This window comes from Bacillus sp. FSL R5-0585 (genome assembly GCF_038004545.1).
Taxonomy (GTDB): domain Bacteria; phylum Bacillota; class Bacilli; order Bacillales; family Bacillaceae_G; genus Bacillus_A; species Bacillus_A cereus.
Genome location: NZ_JBBORJ010000001.1, coordinates 914,080 through 938,797 on the forward strand (window position 1 = coordinate 914,080; position 24,718 = coordinate 938,797).

Sequence of the window (24,718 nt, forward strand, 5' to 3'; positions counted from 1 at the left end):
TTATTTTTAAATAAGGAAAGTATCAGTCTTAATTGTGATGAGGGGAGGGGTATTTAAAATAATTTTTTATTGTTGTTGTATCAATTTGGTCAGCAAATAAAGAGGAGGGAGATTTTTGAAAAGTATTATGAAGGGTATGACATGTCTTGTTCAATTGTTCAATATAAGGAATGTATATATAATTTAAAACTGCTGGAGGTAATTCTAAAGTTTCTTGTTTCCATAAATCAAACTCATTTGGATTAATAATTTGCATACTTCCAAAATGAAAAGCTATTAATTCATCTTGATCAATAAAAACTTTATTATCTGTTTTGGATATAGAACTGCTATTTAAAATGACATTCCAAGGTGCTGCATCAATACCTTTATGAGTCATGATTTTTATATTAGAAAAGATGTTAGGAATGTGATTTAAATATTTTTGGTCACCCCATCTATTCATTTCAACATCATATTGATTATTGCAATATTCTAGGCATTTATCTTTCCACCATGTTAAAATTTCTTTACTATTTTGATCATTTTTGAAGCCTACTAAACCAGCTTGGTATATACCGTGTATGCTTTCAATTTCAGTAGAGCTTCTTTGAGGGCAAAGGAATACAGAGTATTTCCACCACTCATTAAGAATGATATTAGGTGCTGTAAAGAAATACATATCAGCATCACAATATATAATGTGATCAACTTCCGGATAAAGACTAAGGACATGTAGACATAGGGGCGCTTTTAATGTCCAACAATATTCTTGTAAACTTCTATCATTTTTTATACTGAGGAGTTCATGATTTTCAATATCCTTGACCGGAATTAGTATGGCGTGCTTTAATTTTAATTTCTCTAATATTTGATACGTTAAATCATCCATACAACAGATCCATATAGTAAATTTAGCGTTGAAATTTTCTAAGGAATAATAAGAGGTCAATCCTTGAATTAATCGTTCTTTACTTATAATCATGGAAAAGTTCATAAAATGATTGGATTGATTCATTTTTCTTCTTAATTGTGAATCTTTATATAAAGTTTGAGCTTTATTTATATCTTTTTTACTTAAAAATTGTTTAGTATCTTTATTGAATTTATCCTTTAATTGCTTTAAAATAAATTGAATTCTCTCTAAATACGGAGTGTAAATATGGTTTAATATATTATTGGGTATTGAAATTTCTCCCAAAGACCAAAGATCAAAATCATTTTCAGTAAAGATAGTAATACATGCAAAATGGTAAACAACTAGTTTGTCGTTTTCAATAAATATATCGTTTTTAGTCTTGTCAATTTTATAATCGTTATTATATATACAGTTCCAAGGCGCAGCATTTATACCTAAGTTATTTGAAATTTTTACTTTTGGAAAATATATAGGGATATAATCTAAATACTTTTGGTCTCCAAATTTCCCCTCCTCAGCCTCGGCACTGCACCAATCTATACATTTATTTTTCCACCATCTTACACTTTTTAGTCCATAGAGATCATTCTTAAATCCAATTAGACCAGCCTGATATTTTCCATACATTTTTTCTACCCAATCACGATCTCTTTGGGGGGTTAGGAAAATAGAATGGTCACCCCATTCCTCAAAAATAATATTAGGGTCAGAGAAAAAGCATAAATCACCATCACAATATAGAATAGATGGTAAATCATAATTGACCAATAGATATTCTATCAAGACAGATTTTAAAGTCCAACAATATTCATTTACTTTTCTTTTTCTCTTAATTGCTTTTAATTCACGATCTTCTAATTCTTCAACTTGTAAAAGGTTTACATTAATTAAACTCATTTCTTTTAATAGTGAATATGCAAAAGGATCTATACAACAAATCCACAATGTGAATTTTTCTGAGTACTGCATTAATGATTGCTGTAAAGCAATAATTTTCAAGACATACTCACTACCTACAATGACGCAGAAATGATTATTTAGATCATGTTGTTGATTATAGAATTGGGGATTAATTCTTTTTTGAGTATTTTTTTTGGAGAGATTTGAAGCTTTAATTCCTGTTGAAAGTGGGTTAACTATTTTCTCATTAGAGGGGATATACAATCGAGGTAAACTTATTTTTTTATCATTAGAGTTCAATGCTTATTCAGTCCTCTCCACTAAAATTTATTTGGATTCCAACTTTCATTTACAGTTTTTAAATCTTTAGGTGTATCGACACTAGCCCAAAAGTCATTGTGTTCATAGACTGCGAGCTCATTGTCTTTTATTAAATTTCGAAGAGGATCTTCTTCTAGAACACAATCATCATTATTACTTAAATAATTGAATATTTCTTTGTTAAATACAAAAAAACCGCCATTAATTACTTCATCAAGTAATGGTTTTTCTTTAAAATCAATAGCAATTCCATCTTCGACCGCCAATAGTCCGTATTGACTATTTTTTTTAATTCCAGTTAATGTAGCAATTTTTCCTTTTTCTTTATGGAATGCTATTAGTTGATCAATATCTATATTGGCTAATCCGTCACCATAAGTTAATAAAAAGGTTTCACCCTGTACAAAGGATTCAAGTTTTTTTAGTCTTGCCCCGGTCATTGTATCAATTCCTGTATCTATAAAGTGTATATTCCAATTTTCTAATTTCTGAAGTAGCGTATATTGACTGGTTTTAAAATTCAAACTAAAGTCATTCTCTTTCCAGCTAAAGTCCATAAAATATTCCTTAATTTTCTCACCTTTATATCCTAAGGGCAAAATGAAATCAGAATGTCCATATTTTCTATACCAATTCATTATATGCAAGAGGAGAGGCTTTCCTTGAACTCGAACTAATGGTTTGGGAATGTCCTCTAAAATTCCTTGCATCCGAAGCCCTTTTCCGCCACACAAAATTATGACTTTCATAGATTTATTTCCTTCCTCTCTATATATTTTACTAATTTAAACTATGTAGTTTGTTTGGTAAATGTATACACGGTTGTACCATAATGACAATCAACTAAAAAAAATATGTTAGATTTATAATTCAGATGCTGATTAAACGTGGAGAATACACATTGTAGTTTATCATTAATTATATGTAAATTAGGTTCTTTTAAAATCTATGCTTTAGTTTATTTAATATTAATGAAAGAAATTGCTTGTTCTTAAGATAAAAGAAGGGGAAGGAAATCAAGGGAATTGAAGAAGCTTATAATGAAATATCCAAGAAGACAAAATATAAGATAAAGTATGGAAGTAAGTAGTCGTGAATGCACTACATAAGCAGAATATGCTGATCGCATAAATGATTATACAGAAATCAACAGAAGAATAACAAAGGGAATTAGCCATTTGAAGGAAAATGGAACAACTATTTTTACATTTTATAAATTCAAAAAAGAGCACCGCATAAAGGTGCTCTAGTGATGGAACTAATTTTGTAAAGAACTATTTATTCAATAAAGAAGGACTTACGAATTATTATATGAACGTTTTGTTAATTAAGTGTGTATCAATTAGACAGGAATTTTATTTCTCTACACCTATTTGATTTTACGGGCCAAATCATGTTAAAAGAAAGAAGAAAATTATTAAGTTAATGTTATTTTGTTTAAAATAACATCCCAATCGGAATCATCACCTTCCCATCTATCCTGATAACGTGGGAGTTCAATTGAACAAACCCGCGATATTCCCCAATTTTGTTCAACAATATTAGATATACCCTCCTTGAAATTACAAATAAGGATATTAAAATCCTTATTTGTAATTTTAGATAATACGTTTTGTAATTCAACCGCTTCATCTCGATTTCCCCAAATTCTAATGAATAAAATGGATTCACTACTATTTATTTTTTCAAGGAATTGATTAATTCTAGTGTCTAATTTAGCTTTAAAAGAAGGATAGGTTGATTTCAAATCCTTTTCTGAATTAATAGGAAAATCATGCATTGAAAAACAATTATAATAAGTGTCCTTTATACAGTAGGTAATTCGTTCTGCCCATTTAATTTGATTATCAAATTCTGATTCAATAAGACCGTAACTTTCTGAACCTTCTATAATCATATTTTCTAACTTCATAAATTTTTTAAATCGATTTTGAAGTAATCTGTTTACATCTGAAAGTGATGGATAATAAAACCAATCTAAAGGTCCAGAAAATGTTCTTAAATTGTGTCTTTTGATTTGGTTGGTGACTTGACACAATCCTCCTAAACTTACAATTACGCCATAGGATTTTTGTATATCTTCTAGGTTCATCCTCATCATCCTTTATAAAAGTAATTTAAATTATCTGTTCAGTATATGATGCAATAACATATTGATGTGGACCTATATATCACAGTACATAGAGCTAAGACATTTGTATAAATTTAAAAAGTCAAATACCTAAGTTGAGGGATTTCATCTTTGACGTTATATCATGGAGTTATTATTGGAATGAAAGCTGGTAGGGATATTGCGCCAGAGTTATATATTCTCCAGTAACTTAATTTAGAAACCTGTTCTTGATTACTGTAGTAAAATTGTTGTTCTTTTAAAAGAATCCTTAGATAAAAAAGAAAAATCTATTGGTTAGCATTTAACCAGTAGATTTTTCTTTGAGTTAGCATCTGTTATATGATAAATATTGAAGATGGAAAACCACTTAGAAAGACTTTTAAGCAGAAAAATAGACTAGTCTATTTTAATTTCTAATGGTACCAGTATCTTTCATTTTAACGTGTGTCTTTACATTTATTTTAGCCTCTGCTAATGCTTGCAACCAATCACCTTTTACTTTTTTCCACTCTTTATATTGAAAGGCTCTAGCATATAGGGATAATCCGATTGGATCAATTTTATTCTGCTGCATTTCATTTAAAATATTTTGTAACTTTTTATTAACTTCTTTTTGAATAGCACTTTCTAAATTATTTACATTTTTTTTATTATCATAGTGCCCCTTTATTAAATTCGCATTGGTTTTTTCTATTAAAGCTACATTAGCATATATATCGAGATTAAATACAAACTTTCCGTTTTGGAAAGCAACAACTACCTTCCTTGTCGCGTTCTGTACGAAGATAGAAGTGTTTGTTTTCTTGCTGGACTTTTTAGGAGGAAGCGCAAGGTGTAGTATCATTCGCCCGCTACTTTTTTGCTTATTTATAAGATTGAAAAATTTAACATCTTTTTTAGGAATATGAGTTAAATATTTCCCTTTTCGATTTAAAAATGCAATTCCTACTGTGTCGATTTCATTCTTTGTTTTTTTGATAATTGGAACAGTTTGCGTCATTCCTTCTTCATTTTGTTCTCTCATTAATTGTTGAATTGTAGAAGAGACGGATTGGTTATTTTGAATTGATGATTCAATTACACCACTTATATAAGATGAAAGTGATGGTTTACTAGGCTTGTGAATTTTAAAAATTTCTTCTGCAGGTCCATCTACAAGTACTACTTTAGCATTAATGGTAGCGTAAGGATCACGGTAAGAAGAATCAAGCTCCTGCAACCAATTTGCTTCTTGCGCTAATTTTTTCCCAATTAAAATGATTTCAGCTTTGGAAGCTGTCATAAAGCCCGTTAACTTTGTATCTATCTTACTGAATCCAGTATATACAGTTGATGCTTGTGTCCAATGCTCTATAGTACTTTTTGACTGTTTATGATGAAAGAGTGGTATGCTTGTTCCAACTTTTATGTCTCCATTAGAGGTTCTATCCAAGCCAATTAAAAGGATTAATGAAACCTTCTCAAGAGGAACTCTCTGACTACAACCAATTATATACACACAACAAATTACAATCCATATCCATTTTCGAATCAAAGTTGTTTCCTCCTAGTAACCCAAGTAAAAAGAATACTGTAAGCGAAAAATAAGATTGGTAAAAGAATAAAGAAAATGACATTTAAGATATCCATAAGAGAATATATAAACAAATATTGATCCACATCGGGATTTAGGAAAATAAATAGCCCAACTATAAATAACATAAAAGCAAGCAGCGCCCAATTTCGGGCGTTTTTTTGAAGTGATATGGTCATAGATTCAAAACTGAAAAATAAATACGGATATATTGTAGTGGAAAATACAATCAAGTAGTAAGCGATATATATAATTTCTAATCTTTCCATGAAAGAAAAACGAACCCCTTTTAACAGATGAAATACTGGCCAGATTACGTCTTTTATCCCCTCTGGACTAAAGTATATATAAGAAAGAATAGTCACATATAAATAGAAAAACATAGTTCCAGTATTCGCTATTAGTAGTCCTTTTATGGCTTTTTGTTTTTTTTGTAAGAACGGGTATATATAATATGCAATTTCTAAGCCAGCATAAGGTGTAATGGTTTCTTTTGTTGCCTTTATAATAGGGTATAATCCATCTTTAAAAATAGGTAGTAGGTGTAAAGGGGTGTAGTTAGTCTTTAGTGAAAACAGAAGAAATAGTGGCATCCAAGTAGTGAAGAAGAAAACAAGCATAGAATAACTAGTAAGGGCCCTTAACCCACTCAGGGTTAAAATAATAAAAGGTAATAGTAATAATATGGTGATTTGATAAGTAGGAGTGGAAGGGAATATCCACACTTTTACAATATCAGTTGCCTTTAATAAAGTATTAAAGCCAGCAAAAAATAGATAACAGGCATATAAAAGAAAAAGAATCGTCCCTAGCCATTTACCAAAGTATGTTTTTAAGATTTGCGAGAAATTTTTGTTGGGATTTTTTTGTAACATTAATATAATAAATACACCGATTATAGAAGTAACCATCCATCCAAGAATGATTGAAATCCAGCCATCTGTACCAGCAGTAGTAGCAAGTGGGCTTGGCATAATTAACATACCAGATGCAAGTTGCAGCGAATGGATGAAAATAATAAATTCGAATAAAGTTATATTTTTGAATTTAAGATTCCCCATGCGGACCACCTTCTTTTTTCTTTTCTTGTTTCGGCTGTCCAGTACTCGAACGGGTGGTAATCATCGAAATAGGAAACCTTACAAAAGAATCTTTTAACTCTTGAAGCCGAAATGGCGCGATTGGCAATCCGTATGGTGAACCATAGGAAGTCAGTGAAACAAAATGAGCAAATAAGAGCATTAATCCACTAACAATACCTACAACCCCATAAAAGTATGCCAATAACATCATTGGAAAACGAATAAGGCGTATAGAACTTGATAAATCATAATTAGAAACAATAAATGATGCAATGGCTGTAATAGATACGATAATAACCATAACGTTACTCACAAGTCCAGCTTGAACAGCCGCCTGTCCAATTACAATCCCTCCAACAATACCAATAGTTTGTCCAATAGGTTGTGGTAAGCGAATACCAGCTTCACGTAGCATTTCCAGTGTAATTTCCATTATAAAAGCTTCCAATAAGGGAGAGAAGGGGACCTTAACTCTTGACGTTGCAATAGAAGTGTATAAATCTATAGGAATGATCTCAAAGTGAAAGGATACTATAGCAATATAAAATGCGGGTAAAAAAATAGCTATAATAAATCCTGCAAATCGTAATAAGCGAAAAAAAGATGCAATGAGCCAATGAATATTATAGTCATCTGGGGTTTGAAAAAATCCAATCAAATTCATAGGAACAACCATAGCACCAGGGGATCTATCCATTAACACCGCTACTTTCCCATCAAGTATATGGTTTGAAATGGCGTCTGGACGTTCGCTTAAATAAGCCTGTGGAAAAGGAGTCCAATTTTGATCTTTTGTATAATTAGATAGCTCTCCAATACTTAATACCGCATCTGTTTTGATTTTGCAGATTCTAGTTTCTATTTCTTGGACTACATCTGCGTTTGCTACATCACCTAAGTAAATTAAATAGACTAAAGAAGTGGCTCGTTCTCCAATCGTCAGCTTTTTGATTTTTAACTCTGTAGAAGGAATATATCGACGAATTAGGCCTATATTTTTTGTGACATTCTCAATAAAACCATCATGTGAGCCTTTAATAGTAACTTCTGAAATTGGTTCTTGAATGGCTCTCTCTGCCCAGCCTTTTGTATTTATTAGAAGTGACCGATTTTCTCCTTCCATAAACAGTACACATTGACCCTCAAGTAATCCTTCTTTAATTTCATTCCATGTATATACGATTTTTGTATGAGTAGCAATAATATTAGAATTAAAAATTTGACTGTCTTCATTTACTTCTTGTAATAATGGTGTAACAACATTGGCTTTTAATGCAACACCATCTGTAAGGCCTTCAAAATAATAAAGTAAAATATTCGTGTTTGTTTTTAATTGCAAAGGGTGTTCAATTAAATCTGCACTAATATCAAAGATGTTATCTAATGTATTTTTAAGTTCTTTTAAGTTACTTGTTTGGATCTTTTCAATGTTTTTATCTGTTTTAGTTTCTAAGATCTCTTCATTTAAAGACAAAATTGACACCTCTTTAATATATAACGATTAGTTATATTTATTATTTTTATAAGATGGAATTTTATTCACAAATTTAAACAAATTGGGAACGGAAATTAATAATTGAGAGCAAAAAAGTAGAGGTGATTTGTGGGGGAATCTAAGTACCAAGATAGAATTGAAATTTGAATGATTATCACAAAAAAGAACCCTTGATAGGCTCTTTTTCATAGTTGATAAATATATTGTCAACAATAGATGGCGTTTAAGGTAGTAATTTAGATGTCTTTAAGTTCATCAGCTGAATTTTGTAGGAAGAATTCTTTTTTAATATCTTAATGCTCAATTAAAAAGACATTATATTTATTTGGGTGTTCTAGTGTAATTAAAGTTTGCGCGCTAACAAATTTTGTTTAGGGACAAAATGTTTTTTTCTGAATTAACAGAAAAATATATGCGCAAAATTCCTATTAGTTATTTTGGTAGGTATCAAATATTGCTTTGGCCTTATTTTCTTGAGATTACCGTACGTTTATATGTTTCTAAGGGAAAGAAATACTTTCATTTTTATGACCATCTATTGTTTGATTAAGATGGTAACATGAAATAGAAGCGCTTACAACCAGAAAATAAAGAAAAAATATTAAAATTAGACTTTTTTCGACAATTATTTTATGTTTATATTTCATTTTATTATAGGAAAAGGCGGGGGAAAGCGGACCTTTTCCTATAAAATGTTTTGTTGGAATTCGAAATAACTAAAAAAGTAATATTAGCTTAAAATTAAAATGAAATTCAATGATAAGGTTATAATTGAATTTTTAAACCTCATGTGTATTGAAAATATGGTCAAATCTTAATCCACGTTGCGTTTCTTCCTTTTGTAACTAGCTTAATATGGCCAAACACTTGCAAGGAATTTAAAGCCTTACTGATTGTACTTTCTGCAATATCTGGATAAGTGTTACGAATACTCTCCTTAGTAAAAGGTTGTTTTTGTTTAAGTATAAAATCTTGAATTCTCTCAACTTTAGTATGTTTACATATAGAATCTAGAACTGTGTTATGAAGATCTTTGTAAGCCTCTAATATAATTGTTAAAAACGTTTTTAACCAAAAGCTATTATTATGTTCCTCGCAGTACCAATTGACCGAAGATTTATAAATCGAATTGTAATAATCAGATTCATTTTTCTTAATATATTTATCCAAACATACATATTTTACAAATGTATGTCCACTCTTAATTAACAGCAATTGCATTAACATAAATGCCAGCCTGTTATTACCTTGATTGAAAGGGACTATGCAATAAAAATTTAATATAAAACGAGCTATTAATAAAAGTGAATGTAGCCCCTTACTAGTATTTAATGAGTTGTATTGATCACATAATTGCTCCATAAACTGTGGAATGAGTTCATGCGGAAGAATGCGGTAACTATTCAAGTGCATTCCATGCTCAGGAATACCTGGAATAATAAAAGGTTTTTCACGCCATTTGGCACTGTCAGAGGTAAGGTAATGTATTAGTTGAAAATGTAATTCCTGTATAGTTGCTGGATTAATTGATAAAGTACAGGAGTTTTTATGTACAAAAGAAAGTGTTTGATAATAACAAAAAATAGCATCTTCAGAAATATTTTGAGGTACTATATCATCTAAAATAAGTTCTTTTAATCTTTTATTAGGAACTTTTATATCCTCATAAATAGTTGTGAAATTTTTTATGTAATGTAGTGGTATAGTTTTTTCTAAACTATTAAATATGTCAGGGTTTTGTTCCTGATAAGCAGTTAATTTTCCTTTGAATTCGCTAATTTCACTTATTAAATTGATTAACCTCCTTTTTAATTCAATATTTTTGTACTTATCATCAAAAAAGTCTCTCATTTTTGTTCCTCCTGTAACCCCTTAACACGTTGTTGCATATATCTTTCCATTCTAAAGGTATGCTACGACATCATTGTAAAATAAAGATATTTTCGGTCTGATTTTGAATATATATCAGAATCTATATTTTTATTTAACAATTAAAATATGGAAATTATAAAGAAGAATCGTTAGGATTCAATTTTAATAGGCATAATCCTAACATCAAATGCACAAATGTACAATAAAAAAATAAAAAAAATAAAACTATCGACTCTTTTGAAATATTATCTAAAAGAATTTTAAGAAATTGTAGGTATAGATGTGCTTTGGTTTAGGAGTAAATAATAAAGCGGTAATAGAGTTTTTATAGGTAATTAAAAAGTAGATAGACTATTAATTTGTGTCAATTACGTGCCTAATCTATCATATGCTTTTATAAGAATTTTAAAATTAAATCCTAACGAGCTGAATTTTCTATATTTAGCATAAATATTAGGGAGGCGTGCTGATGAAATGTATCATTTTATATAGAAATATGTAACGTTTAACACTCGTATTGTAAAATATTTTGACATACGTTAATTTAAATATTAGGTACAGGAACATTTAATAAAAACTCAGTACTAAAGTACCCTTTAAACGTTTCACCCTAAGAACGTTTCTCAAGCACACTGAAGTTTACCCGTTGTTTCTGTGCCTTATTAGATAAAAATAATATAATAAATTTTTATAATATGATAATGAAAAATGGGTTTTCTCCTTAAATATTAACAATCTCTTGATAATCTGCTTAAAGTAAGAAAATGCAGGATAGACAATGGTTATTAATAAAGAAAATACAGTTAAGCTAGATACCTTAAGTCATTTTATAAGTAATTAAGCGTTAGATTGAATTAGTAAGAATATTATATGTGATTGCTAAATGGCTTGTTTTAATTGTTCTGTTACTATTAATTTATGAATTTTAACATTTAGAAGCTAGTCAACATATAGGTTATATTGATTATGTGGGTTTTAACCTCAAGTGTATATGTTTAAGGTTAAGGGATTTGTGAGTGTTATAAAAGAAGTGAAAGTCTGGAAGAAACGGATATAATCGGCTTCTTCCAGACTTTTTTTGCTTTTTTGTAATATAAAAAAATTATTTTTCCTACATGATTTAATTATCTGTTTTAATATTTGAATTTTTTGTGAAATTAAACGAAGTTTTTATTCTTTTTTTAAAACATAATGTTACAAAATAGACTTATTGTATTTATTTTATTTTTATATGAGATTAAAAATAATAATAAACGTACCAATGTATGAGAGGTATTAGTATATTTATTAGTAATTTGTTCGTTTATCTCTATATTGCTATTATATTAGCGATAACAATAATATATTGGGGGGACAAGAATGAATTTGAAATTTACATCTAAATTGGAAAGATTAAGAAAAAGTAAAAAAGGAATTGGTGCTTGTGTTTTAGCTGCAGGGGTAACGGCTATTACTATGATTCCTCAAAGTGCTTATGCACATGGATTTGTTGAAAAGCCAAGTAGCCGTGCTGCTTTATGTAGTCAGAATTATGGAGCATTGAATTTAAATTGTGGAAATATAATGTACGAACCTCAAAGCCTAGAAGCACCTAAAGGATTCCCAGATGGGGGACCGATTGATGGAAAAATCGCTTCGGCAGGAGGACTGTTTGGAGGAATTCTTGACCAACAAACATCAAATCGCTGGTTCAAAAACACGATTAAGGGTGGAGCAAATACCTTTACATGGAAATATACAGCTGCACATCCTACAAGTAAATGGCATTATTACATTACAAAAAAGGGATGGGATCCTAATAAACCATTAACACGTGCTGAATTAGAACCAATTGGAACTGTGAAACATGATGGTTCTGCCGCATCAAATAATTTAACACATACAATTAATGTACCAACTGATCGCAATGGTTATCATGTTATTTTAGCTGTATGGGATGTAGCAGATACGTCAAATGCGTTTTATAATGTAATTGATGTAAATCTAGTAAATAATGAAACTCCCGATACAGTAGCTCCAAGTCAACCAACTGAATTAAATGCCTCTAAAGTTTCTGCCAATAGTGTTGAAATAACATGGAAGGCTTCTACTGATAATATAGGTGTAAAAGAATATCAAGTGTTACGTAATGGCGAAGTAATTGATACGGTACCAGGTACAACTTTTATTGATAAAAAACTAAAAGCAGATACGGAATATACCTATACAATAAAGGCATTAGACTCTGCTGGAAACATATCAAAAGAAAGTGAAAAACTAAAGGTTAAGACAACACATGCAATCCCAGATATAGAGGCTCCAACTCAACCAAAAGGATTACATAGTATGGGTACAACAGCGAAAACTGTTGATTTGATGTGGAGTCCGTCTGAAGATAATGTAGGTGTTGACCATTATATTGTATATAGAGAAAGCGCTGGGGTTATGAATAAAATTGGGACAGCGGCTAATACATCCTTTATGGATAAAGATTTGAAGGCTAATACATCGTATAAATATGTAGTGACGGCGGTTGATTTAGCTGGAAATGAATCTAGTAGAAGTGATGTTTTGACTGTAACAACAAAGTCAGAGGATTCCACATATGAAAAATGGGATGCAAGAAAAGCATATACTAAAGGCGATAGAGTAGTACATGAGGGAAAAGTGTATGAAGCAGTTCAAGATCATCAAGGAAATGGCGACTCAAATTGGATTTTTGCCTTATCGCTTTGGAAGCCAGTTTTGAATAAGTGACAGGTGGGAAAAGGTAGTTAACATTTTTGGGTTTTCTTTTAAAAATTAAGGGCTGTTCCAAATATGAATTATCTTATGATTTAAATGATAAATCAATAAGATTTAAACCCCATCCTAATGTTTACGAAATGAAATTAAAAAAGAATCCCAATGGAATTTCATTGGGATTCTTTATTTTCTAATTTGTAATAGCGTATATTTTCACTGTGAATTTGTTAGTGGCACCCATTGGACTTGCAATATAATATTTAGTATTTGTGTAAGCTTCAGTCCTAGATCCATGTGAAATGTTTTTCCAACGAGTAGAATCTATTCCTAGGGAAACATCAATCATTACATTGAAAGAGATAGTAGAAGAATAATCTTTTTCTGAAGGCTCAATAACCCATTTTAATTCTTTGGTACCTACAGGTAAACTATCAATTTTAAAGTTTTGACTGGATCGATTTTGTTGCCCGGATAAAGGACAAGATTCAGATGATATTTGCGAAATTAATATTTCTTTTTCATTAGAATGTATACCATTTAATTTAATGATACTATCAATTAAACCTGGACCAGGAAAATCAGCTGCGATGATACCAGAATGTTTAATTATGCCTTGTTGTAAGAGTTCGGTCCCAAGTGTATTCATTCCTCCATAGTATACTTGTCCGTTTCTATCGCGAGGGAAATCACTCCATGCATTTGTGGAATTCGTTTGAATCAATTTAGGACTACTATCAGTATTTCTGCTCTCTTTTCCGCTTGCAACAAACCAAGGATATACATTATTTGAAAATGCTGCTGCGCCTCCCGTACCACTAAAATGGTTGAGATGAATTTTTCCATTATTAAAATTAGTATTTGTATTTTGTAGATGGGTTTTTATCGCAATCCATTTTGCATATATTTCGTCTGGTCCGCTTCCAATTTCAAATTTATCTTGTATATTCAAACTTTCGTAATCAATGCCGTACAATTGAGTAGATGTAAAGTTTTGTAAGATTACAATTTTCTCGCGGGTATCTCCTAAAGTAGGGTTATTTCTATCTGAGGTTGGTACGGAATTAGGATTCCAAAAATATGAAGCATTAACGTTTTTATATTTTAAAAATATCTCCTCAAATGATAGAGAGCCGCTTTCAGGAGTAGTTTCTTCTTTTAGGCGCATTAATATTGTTTCTGTTGGATGCTCTTTTAAAAATTGAATTGTCTCTTTTAATACATCTTCAAACACAGCTTTTTGATTTACAATGCCATGATACATTGCAAAAGAATCTTTTACACGTTTAACACGCATATCTACATATCGGATTCCAGAATTTAATTGTTGGGATAGACTCATAGTTTGATTTCTTGTCAAATTTTCATCAAGAAAGCTTGCTCCATGTAAAGCCATTGTACCGTGAGTCCCTGGAATAGATATTTCACTTAATTTTGTTGAATCTTCTATTTTGGACATCCACGATGGATTTTGATATCCTATATTGGATTCATAGGAGTAACCTGGATGACTATCAGCTAAAAGAGTAGATGGTGTACTTAAACTTGCTAGTGTAATACAAGTGAGGATGCTAATTTTAATGAAATTTCTCATTTTTATTTTCTTCATTTTATCTCTCCTGATCTTTAAACAATTGCTAGATGATGTTTTTACTATATTTATTGTTTTTCATTCTTGAGGTAATAAATTTTTGGATTTGAAAATAATTAAAAACAGGGGGAGTAAGTTATTTGAGACTTTAATAATTTGTTTTTATGAATTGTACCTAATAGCCAAACGTATTCTTGAAAAATCGAAATATAGCCTCCAAAAACCAACCGTTGCTCGTATTGTATACAAACAAAACAGAAGCCTTAAAAAAGACTTCTATTTTGTGACATATAATGAATGATAAGGTGGTAAACAAATCAAAATAATGTGAATGAGTAGTAAAAGTTTATTAATAGCTGTTTTAGAATCTCTTATAACAAGGCTGATTACAAAAAGTGAATCCCTACAATGCTAATAAAAATTGAAAAATTCTACTCATTAAAACTTAGACTAACTACAGTTGCGATAGATTGGGCTGCATGTTCCCAGCTTCCATCTATAACTTTACCAATCTGCTGACCAAGTGTATTTAAATCATTTGGATTAACTGGAATTCCATTATACGCAGCAAGAATTGATAAAAGTGGAGCAGCAAATGGTGTCCAACCACCTCTATCAATACTAAATACAGGCTTATCTACTACTTTTCCATCTTGCACAGTAAACTCATAATAAAATTGATCATCTGGACGGAAACTTAAATGATGAGAAATTTGTCCCTTAACATATTTTTTTCCTGCACCTAGATTTACTACTTCTATTTCCTTTACGTTAAATTCATGCTCAAATACTTTTATTTTTTTGACTTCTGGACCATTTAAGGCAGCATTAACAGCTGTTTCTAAATTATTTTGTGCTAATGGTTGAATACTCATTTGTTCCTTGTTTTGTTGGATAGGAGCCTCTTTTTCTGCAGCAAACACTGATGTGGTAGGTAGTGCACCTGTAGCTAATGTTGCTGCAAGTGCTGTTGTCATAATGATTTTTCGTTTCATCTTCATAGTTTTCCTTCCTCTCTTAAAGTTATGATATATAATTTTTTAAGATTGACACGGTACAATTTTTTTCATAATGCACGCAAAAAACTAGTTTAAGAACTATGTGAAAAAACGTGTCGGAAAATTAAAATTAATTATATATGTGTTTTAAATGATATCTATCTACACATATTTTTTCAATTTTTAGACAAATGAAACGATAATTACTGCATAAGAGTCAATTTAGCACTTTATTTATCTATAAATTTCCTATAAACACATTTAGTTCATGGTAAAAGTAATATATTTGATATTAAATGTCTTGCATAATGCGATGAAATTTCACAATTTTTTATCAATATATACAGAAAAAAAGTAACGAAACTTAAGTGATATTTAATACTTTTCATATTTGTGAAGTATGTGAATTTGCTTATTATAACATCTAAGATGTTAGATGTTATTTTTTAAACATTACTTATCCGGATTCATGAAAAGTATTTTAATATATTTTTTATTTTATATAACAATATATAGTTTTGATATTAAAACTAAAATATGGAAGTAACATAGGGGATTTACGCATATAGTAATGTTGATGGTAAAATTAACAAAATTTTCATTTGAATCAGATAAAGCTATGATGTTTTTAACTTATAATAATGTTACTACGATGAAAAAATGGCTACTAATTAGTTAATTTAAAAATCAATTTTAGATAGGAAGAGGATAATGAAGACCAGAGATAGTTATAAAATTATTGTAATTGGTGCTGGGACAGCAGGACTATCTTCTACTGCACATTTATTACGAAATGTACCCCTATTGAAAGAAAGTATAGCAATTATTGATCCATCAAAAAAACATTACTTTCAGCCACTATGGAGTTTAGTGGGGGGAGGAATTGTTTCAAAGGAAAGTACGATGCGTAATCAGGAATCGCTTATTCCAAAAGGGGCAACGTGGATCCCTAAAAGTGTTGTTAAGTTATTTCCATCTGAAAATAAGATACTTTTAGATGACGGACTGCTACTTGAGTATGAAATTCTTATTGTAGCAGCTGGTATACAAATAAATTGGGACAGTATTAAAGGCTTAAAAGAGTCTATTGGCACTAATGGGGTATGTAGCAATTATTCTTATACATATGTTGATTCTACTTGGAGAGAAATCGAAAAATTTAAAGGAGGAAATGCGCTTTTTACCCACCCTAATACTCCTATTAAATGCGGTGGTGCTCCACAAAAAATTATGTACTTAGCAGAGGAGTATTTTTGTAATAGTGGTTTAAGAAACAGAAGTGAAGTAATGTTTTATTCTGCAAACAATAACATATTTCAGGTTCCAAGATATGCAAATACTTTAGAACAAGTACTAGAAAGAAAGCAAATTATAACGAATTATAATAAAAATCTAGTGGAAATTATCGCCGAAAAGAGAGAGGCAATTTTTGAAGATACGCAAACACTAAAAAGAGAAACCGTACCATATAGTATGATACATGTTGTTCCGCCAATGGGGCCACCTAATTTTATTAAAGAGAGTGAGATAAGTGATCATCAGGGGTGGGTAGATATAAGCCCTTATACTTTGCAGCATGTGCAATATAAAAATATTTTTGGACTTGGAGATTGTACCAATTTACCTACCTCTAAAACTGGAGCAGCAATTCGAAAACAAATACCCGTCTTAAAACAAAATATTATGGACGTACTTAGCGGAAGAGATTTACAGGCAAAATATGATGGATATACATCATGTCCGATTGTTACAGGATATAAAAGTCTTATACTTGCTGAATTTAACTATGAACATGAGCCTCAAGAAACGTTTCCATTTAATCAAGCGAAAGAACGGTATAGTATGTTTTTACTTAAAAGATATATGTTGCCATATATGTATTGGAATTTAATGTTGAAAGGGATTCTATAGGAGAAGATAAAAAGTGGTTACAAAAATTGAAAATTAATTTGAAATAACTAATTGGAGGGAATAGCTATGCTTTTAAAATATTTTTATGATGAAAAATTAGCACATGCTTCCTATTTAGTCGGTTGTCAGAAAGAAGGCGTAGCAATCGTTATTGATCCTAGTCGCTATATAGAACAATATATAGAATTTGCTAAGAAAGAGGGGATGGAAGTAATTGCTGCGGCTGAGACTCATATTCATGCTGATTTTCTTTCTGGGTCTAGAGAAATTTCTAATCTTTACCATGCAAATTTATATGTATCTGATGAAGGAGATTGTGATTGGAAATATCAATATCTTAACGAAGGTCGATACAAATTGGTTAGAGAGGGCACAGAGTTTAAAGTAGGTCATATAAAATTTAATGTAATTCATACCCCAGGGCATACGCCTGAAAGTATTTCTTTTTTAGTAACTGATACAAGTCAAAATAATTATACGAATGATAAACCGATAGGAATATTCACAGGTGATTTTATATTTGTAGGAGATATAGGAAGACCGGATTTATTAGAAACTGCAGTCGGTATTAAAGATACTGCAAAAATAGGAGCGAAACAATTATTTGATTCTATACAAAAAATAAAAATACTTCCTGATTATTTGCAAATATGGCCATCACATGGTGCGGGAAGCGCATGTGGAAAAGCATTAGGAGCAATTCCAACTTCTACATTAGGTTATGAAAAGATGTTCAATTGGGCATTTCGGTGTAATGAAGAAAGTGATTTTATATCGACTTTATTGACGGGACAGCCAGAGCCTCCAAAGTATTTTTCATTAATGAAGAATTTAAATAAGTATGGTCCGCCAATTCGTAAGAAGAGAAAAAGTACTGCTATTAATACAGTAGAAGAACTTCAAGAAATTTTGAAGAGCGTTTATCAAATAGTTGATATAAGGGATGTAGAGAGTTTTGCTGCAGGTCATATCGAGAAGTCAATTAACATACCTTATAACAATTATTTCACAACTTGGTGTGGATGGTTATTAGATTATAAAAAAGAAACTTTAATAATTCTAGATGAGGAAAAGGTTAAAGTAGAGGCAGTTATTAGAGAATTTGAATCTATTGGGTTAGATAATATTATTGCTTTTGCACCCTTAAAAGTAATACAAAGACTTGATAGATTTGAAAGTTACAAAGAAAAAACATCGATTGAATTATATCCGCATATAAAAGGTGGAAGCGTTAAGGTTATCGATGTGCGTAGTAAAAAAGAGTGGGAGGAAGGACACCTTCATGATGCAATACATATCACTTTAGGTAATCTATTTGAACAACTAGATTATATACCGAAAGATTTTCCAATAGTTTTGCAATGTCGAACCGGATTACGTTCCGCTATAGCAGCTAGTATTTTACAAAGAGCTGGTATAAAGGAAGTAGTGAATTTAAAGGGAGGATTTCTTGCATGGAAAGAAGAAGGGCTTCCTTATACAACATGCAATCTCAATGTGTAGGAAAATATTATATGCTAGGTAAGAATAATTAAAAGAAGTTATAGATGACGTGTTAGAAAAGGGAATCATAATTGTCGCAGATTCAGGAAATACATTAGGATTATTAATTGATTATCCAGTTAAATATGAAAATGTAATATTTGTTTTAGCATTAAATAATTTAACATTGGATCCATCTTTTATGGAATGGCAGTGTTGGAAGTACTTAGGTATTATCAATAAGAACCCAATTTAAAATTCTCTTGGATGCAAGAGAATTTTTTTATTGGGAATAGTAAGGGGGAGGGGAGGTGCATTACATATGGGAAAAGGTAGAAGTAATAATGCTGGTAAAAAGCAACCAAATTTTGATGATTCATCTAATTTTGCTAAACAAAGCCAACCGACAGAAAAGAAGAAGAAATAAGAACAGGAGCTCTCTTGATAAAGGGAGCTCCTGTTAAAAGTGGACTGACGTTTCAGAATAACATATCGATGGATTAACCCAATAGCCATAAATACAAGGTTTTAATTTTTCGAAGGGCACCTAATTTAATATTATTGTCCCGCTTTTTTATACTTATTGACGCGTTAAATCCATTTAAAATGCTCCTTAATGGCGTTGGGCGTGACCTTCATTAAAATTTTTTAAACCTAATGGGACTTACCATTAAGAGGGCGAGGATTAAAGTAATCCATGCATTACTATATGAAAACAATGCCATACCAGCCAATGATAATCCTGCAGCTGGAATAGGTAATCCCTTAAAATATCCAATAGTTGGTTTAATACTAAATTTAGCTAATCTTAAAGCACCCATTGTTGGGAATAGGATAAATGCCAAAGAAGTTAAAATAGAAGGTGTTGCTATCGTATGAAATAAAAGCGCAGGAGCGACGCCGAAACTAACAATATCAGCTAAGGAATCCAATTCTACGCCAAACTCACTGTTCACTTTTAATTTTCTTGCAATTCTTCCATCAAGAAAATCTAAAACAGCTGAAAAGAAAATGAGAATGGAGGCTGCTCCTAAATATTCACTCATATTCAAGGTGATTGAGAAAACACCGCACAATAAATTTCCAATCGTAAATAAATTCGGTATAACTTTTACAAGCTGATTAAACAAGTTTGTTCCTCCTAAATTAATTAAACTTCACATTTCTGTAGCAATTTCTATATATTCTTCCGTTATTCTTAAAAATATATGACCACTGTATTACTGTAAGCTAATTAAATTTCGATAAGAGAAAAATTGATTTCTTAAATGTTCCACTGGTTTATAAAAATGTTTAATCATTTTCAGTACGCGTTATTGAATATTAGCACCTGATAGTTGATATTTCGAGTAGTCAGGGATTTTCCGGTTCTGGTGCAAAAAATTCAAGGTAATTAAAAATAATCTCTAAAAAGGAGACATAATGATACTATTATTTTAAAAAGGTTCGTGGTTGGTATCGAATATAAAAAAATAGAATTTTTATACAAAAATCACCCGAAAGGGTGCCTTTTGTACCTCTTAAAATGACTGAAGATGTGTTTACTTGAGTTCATTAGGTAGTTAGAGGTTGATAGACTATCTTTAACGAAAATGTTGAGTAGTTCATCTTCATTATATATCAATTTAATAATGATTGGGGATTTAGAAAGTTCCATGGAAAGTACATATCAACCTGATTGGAAGATTGGAAATTTAATAACTGGTGATACATTTTACTTAACGCAACATTTTGGTGCGCAAATGAAAATTTTTAAAGTCCACACAAATGGTACCCTAGAACGATTCCAAACAATAGAACCAGAATTAAAATAAAATTTTTGTAGCATCAATTAAATTCATTTCTTTTTATGCAAACACACTTTCAGCGGAACTAACTTCTTCACTATTTTGCGCTGGAAAGACTTTATAAAAAATGGTTACGTTTTCTGATCTTGAAATAACCCTCTCGAATTGCAATCCTGCTTTTTCTAAAAGCTTTACTGCATCAACAATAGAAGTAATTGCTACAAAAGTTTTTTAAATAAAATTTCTAAAAGCTTAATAGGTAATACCAAGGGAAAAGACCGTAGCTACTATATGTGCAGTCCATTTAGGCATATTTAAATTTAATACGGTATTGTACAACATTCCATATACGATACAAATGATTAATATGAATGCAATGAATTGAAGAACTAATAAAAATAGCGGTTGTTCCATTTATTCTCACTTCCTTTATTTGATATATTAATATAATTTATTTAAATGTGAAAGTTTTATTTCTATGAATTTCCAAAAAATGTGATATGAAAGGCATAGTAGTAATCACAAGAATTACTGCAAAACTATAATGGAACTAAAAGTATTATGACGAGATCAGTAAAATAGTAAAGAAGGTCACCATTCACGGCGACCTTCTTTACTATGCGTTATACCCAAATAATTTTAAATCTTCTCCTGAATCTGAAATGATTTTCTCAAATCGTAATCCTACTTTTTCTAAAAGCTTTCCTGAGGCGATGTTATCTATAGAAGTAATTGCTACAATTCGTTTCATGCTGAGCTTTTGTACACCGTATTCGATTATCGCAGAAGCTGACTCGTAGCCGTATCCTTGTGAACGAAATGTCTCTAAAAAGGCAAATCCGATATCAACGTCTTCTAATGAATCTCTTTTAATAAGGCCACACATACCAAGTGGAGTGAGATCTTCTTTTCGTTCTACTAAGTAAAGGCCAAATCCGAGTTTGTTATACATATCGATGGGACCGTTTACAATATAACTTTTTGCATCTTCTAAGTTTCTAACTCCTTTGTCACCGATAAACTGAATCCATGCAGGATCGTTTACTAACTCAAGAATAAAAGGAGCGTCTTTTATATCAAACCAACGAAGGTTAAGACGTTCGGTTTCAAGAACTATCAATTATTACACCACCTTTAAAAAGTTATAACAATTAGTATGGATTGTGTAAAACAAAAGTGCAACATATTTTAATGGAGCTTTGTTTGTTCACATAAAGTTCGTTTGTTTTGTATAGAGAGATATTTTATAATTAGGATTGATTGTAAAGAGTGAGATGCTTATACAATGACTCCTAGGTGACTAGGAGTTTTTACTATATAACTATCATTATTACTAAATATGACACACTACACATTCTACTCAAGGAGGTATATAATGAAGAAATTATATAATGCATCTTTTACGTATTTGATTATCGGTTTATTATCAGGGATTTTCGCTAGGGAGTATGGTAAGTATAAAGGGATTTTAGGGTCTACTTTGTTAAATCTTTTGCATACACATACACTTGTACTTGGCTTTTTCTTCTTTTTAATTGCTTTAGGATTAGCAAAAGTATTCGCGTTTCATGAAGTGCAAGGGTTTAATAAGTGGTTTGTTTTACATAACATTGCATTAACATTAATGTTAGGTTCGCTAGCAGCGAGAGGGCTTCTTCAGTTAAATGGAGCTGACTTTAAAGGGTTAACTTATATTGTAGGATTTTCTCATTCGTTGATGGCAGTTACTTTAATTTGGTTTATGTTGTTAATAAAGAAATCGTTTAAAATGTAGTGGAAAAGAACTTGTAGCGTGTGCTGCAGGTTCTTTTTTGTATGTTTAGGTTTAAAAATCTCATTTTTCTAATTATTTTGTATAAAGATGGTATACTTGTTTTAAATTTAAAAAGGAGAGTTGATTATGGAAATAACAATTGAACATGTAGTAAATGAATTAAAAGGCATACTTCCTGAAGATCGAGTAGTAATAAATATGACAGTACGAGAGTTACATAGTAAAGATGAATCTTACCATGTTAGTAGTTTACCTGATGTAGTTGTTTTTCCAAAAACGACCGAAGAAGTTAGCGCGATAATGAAAATAGCGAGTCAGCACGGAACAGCTGTCGTTCCATTTGGAGTAGGGTCCAGTTTAGAGGGACATGTAATTCCTTACGAAAAAGGAATTACAATGGACTTTTCTCTTATGAACAAAATACTTGAAATAAGAGAAAAGGATTTTCTTGTGAGAGTACAGCCAGGGGTGACGCGCTCTCAGCTTAATAAAGAATTGAAAAAGTATGGATTATTTTTTAGTGTAGACCCAGGAGCTGATGCAACGTTAGGAGGAATGGCTGCTACAAATGCGAGCGGAACGACAGCGGTAAAGTATGGGGTAATGCGTGATCAAGTTCGAGATTTAGAAGTCGTTCTTGCTGATGGAGTAGTAATACATACCGGGAATTTAGCGGCGAAGTCATCATCAGGTTATCATTTAAATGGTATTTTCGTAGGCTCAGAAGGAACACTTGGATGTTTCACGGAGTTAACTTTAAAAGTATACGGTATACCAGAACATGTTATGGCTGCGAGGGCATCGTTTCCAACTATAAATGATGCAGTAGAAGCTGTAATTAACATATTACAGGCAGGTATTCCAATCGCGAGAATTGAACTCGTTGATGAATTATCTATGAAACAAGTAAATCATTACAATGAAACAAGTTACAGAGAAGAACCGACACTGTTTTTAGAGTTTCACGGCAATGAAGCAGGGTTAAAGCAAGATATTGAATTTACGAAAGAAATCGTTCTTGATCATAAATGTATAGAAATTGCGTTTGAGATGGAAACAGCAGCGAGAAATAAACTGTGGGATGCAAGACATAACTTAGCGTACTCTTACGTGCATAGTTATCCTGGTAAAAAGCTAATGAGTACAGACGTATGTGTGCCAATTTCGGAATTAGCTGGAGCGATTCAACATGCGAAAGAGGTATTAGATAAAGTAGGGCTTATTGGCGGTATTCTCGGTCATGTTGGGGATGGGAATTTCCATGTACTCTTAATGATTGATACAAATGATAAAGAGGAAGTGAAGAAGGCAGACGAAATAAATGAAAGTATCGTTCAGTATGCTCTTAAACGAGGAGGAACGTGTACAGGAGAACATGGCGTTGGAATCGGAAAACGAAAGTATCAAGAAGAAGAGCATGGGGCAGCATTATTTGTAATGGAGAAAATAAAGAAAGCTCTTGATCCGCAAAATATTTTGAATCCGAATAAGGTATTTCAATTAAAAGATAGGGGCTGAGTGGATGAAAGTACTAGAAGCGATAAGTAATGTAGCTGGAAAGTATTTTGCATTTTGGACCGGCTGCTGCACTCCCAAGTGTATTAGCGGCAGTATGGCATAACATTGCAGGGCCAATATTAGCAACCATCTGGTCAAAAAATGCAAAAAATGAAAAGAATACTTTTAGCGATGAAAATGTATTAATAAATATAGAAAAATAGGAATGATAAATAATGCAAAAACGTATTGTACATTTTGAAGGAATGGTTGTATTTTTAGTCACGATTTATATGTATTCGATATATGAGTTTAGTTGGATTATATTTTTTGTATTCCTTTTAGCGCCGGATCTATCAATGTTAGCATATGGGATTAATAATCACGTTGGTGCGAAAATATACAATGTATGTCACACATATATCATATCCATATTAATTGTTCTAATAGGTGTCTATTTTAAGATAGATACCGTTATAATGATTGGCTTAATATGGACAGCACATATTGGAATGGATCGAATGTTTGGATATGGATTGAAATATGAGACGGGTTTTAAGGATACTCATATTCAGAGGTTATAAGAAAAAGTATTCATATTTACAGCGGATTTATTAAAATATTGAACGAAATTCAGTGAATGAATTTCGTTCAATTGTTGAGAAATATATATATAGATAGATATAAAAAATCGAATTATGTT

General features: G+C 31.2%; 20 protein-coding genes. 8 read left to right on the top strand and 12 right to left on the bottom strand.

Going from position 1 to position 24,718, the window contains the following annotated elements; all coding sequences use genetic code 11:
* Positions 1-28: 28 nt before the first annotated feature.
* The 7 genes from MKY38_RS04770 to MKY38_RS04800 all read right to left on the bottom strand — a co-directional run bounded on the left by MKY38_RS04770 (position 29) and on the right by MKY38_RS04800 (position 10,233).
* On the bottom strand, positions 29-2,098 hold the full coding sequence (locus MKY38_RS04770; RefSeq protein WP_341048230.1) for a glycosyl transferase: 2,070 nt from the start codon (positions 2,096-2,098) through the stop codon (positions 29-31).
* 20 nt (positions 2,099-2,118) lie between these two features.
* Positions 2,119-2,868, bottom strand: coding sequence for a sugar phosphate nucleotidyltransferase (locus MKY38_RS04775; protein WP_000864434.1), 750 nt, complete (start codon positions 2,866-2,868; stop codon positions 2,119-2,121).
* A gap of 668 nt (positions 2,869-3,536) precedes the next feature.
* Positions 3,537-4,211, bottom strand: a complete 675-nt coding sequence (locus MKY38_RS04780) for a papain-like cysteine peptidase (protein ID WP_341048232.1) — start codon at positions 4,209-4,211, stop codon at positions 3,537-3,539.
* Positions 4,212-4,638: 427 nt separating this feature from the next.
* On the bottom strand, positions 4,639-5,766 hold the full coding sequence (locus tag MKY38_RS04785; protein ID WP_065224155.1) for a Ger(x)C family spore germination protein: 1,128 nt from the start codon (positions 5,764-5,766) through the stop codon (positions 4,639-4,641).
* Entirely contained in the window at positions 5,763-6,866 is a 1,104-nt protein-coding gene (locus MKY38_RS04790; RefSeq protein ID WP_025708917.1) for a GerAB/ArcD/ProY family transporter, read from the bottom strand. The genes MKY38_RS04785 and MKY38_RS04790 overlap by 4 nt, the downstream gene beginning before the upstream one ends.
* The gene (locus tag MKY38_RS04795) at positions 6,853-8,361 is read right to left on the bottom strand and encodes a spore germination protein (RefSeq protein WP_025708916.1); all 1,509 of its coding nucleotides are present in this window, start codon (positions 8,359-8,361) and stop codon (positions 6,853-6,855) included. Before MKY38_RS04795 ends, MKY38_RS04790 begins: the two co-directional genes overlap by 14 nt.
* A gap of 828 nt (positions 8,362-9,189) precedes the next feature.
* Complete coding sequence (locus tag MKY38_RS04800; protein WP_025708915.1) at positions 9,190-10,233, bottom strand: Fic family protein; 1,044 nt, start codon at positions 10,231-10,233, stop codon at positions 9,190-9,192.
* A 1,380-nt stretch (positions 10,234-11,613) separates the two neighbouring features.
* Between MKY38_RS04800 and MKY38_RS04805 the strand changes: the two genes are divergently transcribed.
* Positions 11,614-12,990, top strand: coding sequence for a lytic polysaccharide monooxygenase (locus tag MKY38_RS04805; protein ID WP_048535908.1), 1,377 nt, complete (start codon positions 11,614-11,616; stop codon positions 12,988-12,990).
* Positions 12,991-13,168: 178 nt separating this feature from the next.
* Here the strand turns inward: MKY38_RS04805 and MKY38_RS04810 are convergent, their stop codons facing one another.
* Positions 13,169-14,584, bottom strand: coding sequence for a phosphatidylinositol-specific phospholipase C (locus tag MKY38_RS04810; RefSeq protein ID WP_065224156.1), 1,416 nt, complete (start codon positions 14,582-14,584; stop codon positions 13,169-13,171).
* 413 nt (positions 14,585-14,997) lie between these two features.
* Positions 14,998-15,567, bottom strand: a complete 570-nt coding sequence (locus MKY38_RS04815) for a hypothetical protein (RefSeq protein ID WP_025708912.1) — start codon at positions 15,565-15,567, stop codon at positions 14,998-15,000.
* A gap of 708 nt (positions 15,568-16,275) precedes the next feature.
* On the opposite strand from MKY38_RS04815, the gene MKY38_RS04820 reads away from it, so the two are divergent.
* Positions 16,276-17,475 carry an FAD/NAD(P)-binding oxidoreductase gene (locus MKY38_RS04820; protein ID WP_025708911.1) on the top strand — a complete coding sequence of 400 codons (1,200 nt, stop codon included), beginning with the start codon at positions 16,276-16,278 and terminating at the stop codon, positions 17,473-17,475.
* Between the two features lie 66 nt (positions 17,476-17,541).
* Positions 17,542-18,978, top strand: a complete 1,437-nt coding sequence (locus MKY38_RS04825) for an MBL fold metallo-hydrolase (protein ID WP_341048236.1) — start codon at positions 17,542-17,544, stop codon at positions 18,976-18,978.
* Positions 18,979-19,595: 617 nt separating this feature from the next.
* Here MKY38_RS04825 and pssA read toward each other — a convergent pair.
* Positions 19,596-20,087 (bottom strand): CDP-diacylglycerol--serine O-phosphatidyltransferase, encoded by a 492-nt coding sequence (gene pssA / locus MKY38_RS04830; RefSeq protein ID WP_000483080.1) that lies wholly within the window; start codon positions 20,085-20,087, stop codon positions 19,596-19,598.
* A gap of 501 nt (positions 20,088-20,588) precedes the next feature.
* On the opposite strand from pssA, the gene MKY38_RS04835 reads away from it, so the two are divergent.
* Positions 20,589-20,771, top strand: coding sequence for a DUF5065 family protein (locus MKY38_RS04835; protein ID WP_002000399.1), 183 nt, complete (start codon positions 20,589-20,591; stop codon positions 20,769-20,771).
* A gap of 225 nt (positions 20,772-20,996) precedes the next feature.
* Here the strand turns inward: MKY38_RS04835 and MKY38_RS04840 are convergent, their stop codons facing one another.
* Both MKY38_RS04840 and MKY38_RS04845 read right to left on the bottom strand, forming a co-directional pair.
* Positions 20,997-21,158, bottom strand: coding sequence for a hypothetical protein (locus MKY38_RS04840; RefSeq protein ID WP_341048237.1), 162 nt, complete (start codon positions 21,156-21,158; stop codon positions 20,997-20,999).
* A gap of 202 nt (positions 21,159-21,360) precedes the next feature.
* Positions 21,361-21,864, bottom strand: a complete 504-nt coding sequence (locus MKY38_RS04845; protein WP_000636205.1) for a GNAT family N-acetyltransferase — start codon at positions 21,862-21,864, stop codon at positions 21,361-21,363.
* Positions 21,865-22,119: 255 nt separating this feature from the next.
* Between MKY38_RS04845 and MKY38_RS04850 the strand changes: the two genes are divergently transcribed.
* From MKY38_RS04850 to MKY38_RS04865, 4 genes are all read left to right on the top strand, one after another.
* The gene (locus MKY38_RS04850) at positions 22,120-22,518 is read left to right on the top strand and encodes a DUF2871 family protein (protein WP_000737896.1); all 399 of its coding nucleotides are present in this window, start codon (positions 22,120-22,122) and stop codon (positions 22,516-22,518) included.
* A gap of 126 nt (positions 22,519-22,644) precedes the next feature.
* Positions 22,645-24,036 carry an FAD-binding oxidoreductase gene (locus MKY38_RS04855; RefSeq protein WP_000406584.1) on the top strand — a complete coding sequence of 464 codons (1,392 nt, stop codon included), beginning with the start codon at positions 22,645-22,647 and terminating at the stop codon, positions 24,034-24,036.
* Positions 24,037-24,083: 47 nt separating this feature from the next.
* Positions 24,084-24,239, top strand: coding sequence for a transporter (locus MKY38_RS04860; protein WP_000545391.1), 156 nt, complete (start codon positions 24,084-24,086; stop codon positions 24,237-24,239).
* A 12-nt stretch (positions 24,240-24,251) separates the two neighbouring features.
* Positions 24,252-24,599 carry a DUF4260 domain-containing protein gene (locus MKY38_RS04865; RefSeq protein WP_341048239.1) on the top strand — a complete coding sequence of 116 codons (348 nt, stop codon included), beginning with the start codon at positions 24,252-24,254 and terminating at the stop codon, positions 24,597-24,599.
* Positions 24,600-24,718: the final 119 nt, after the last annotated feature.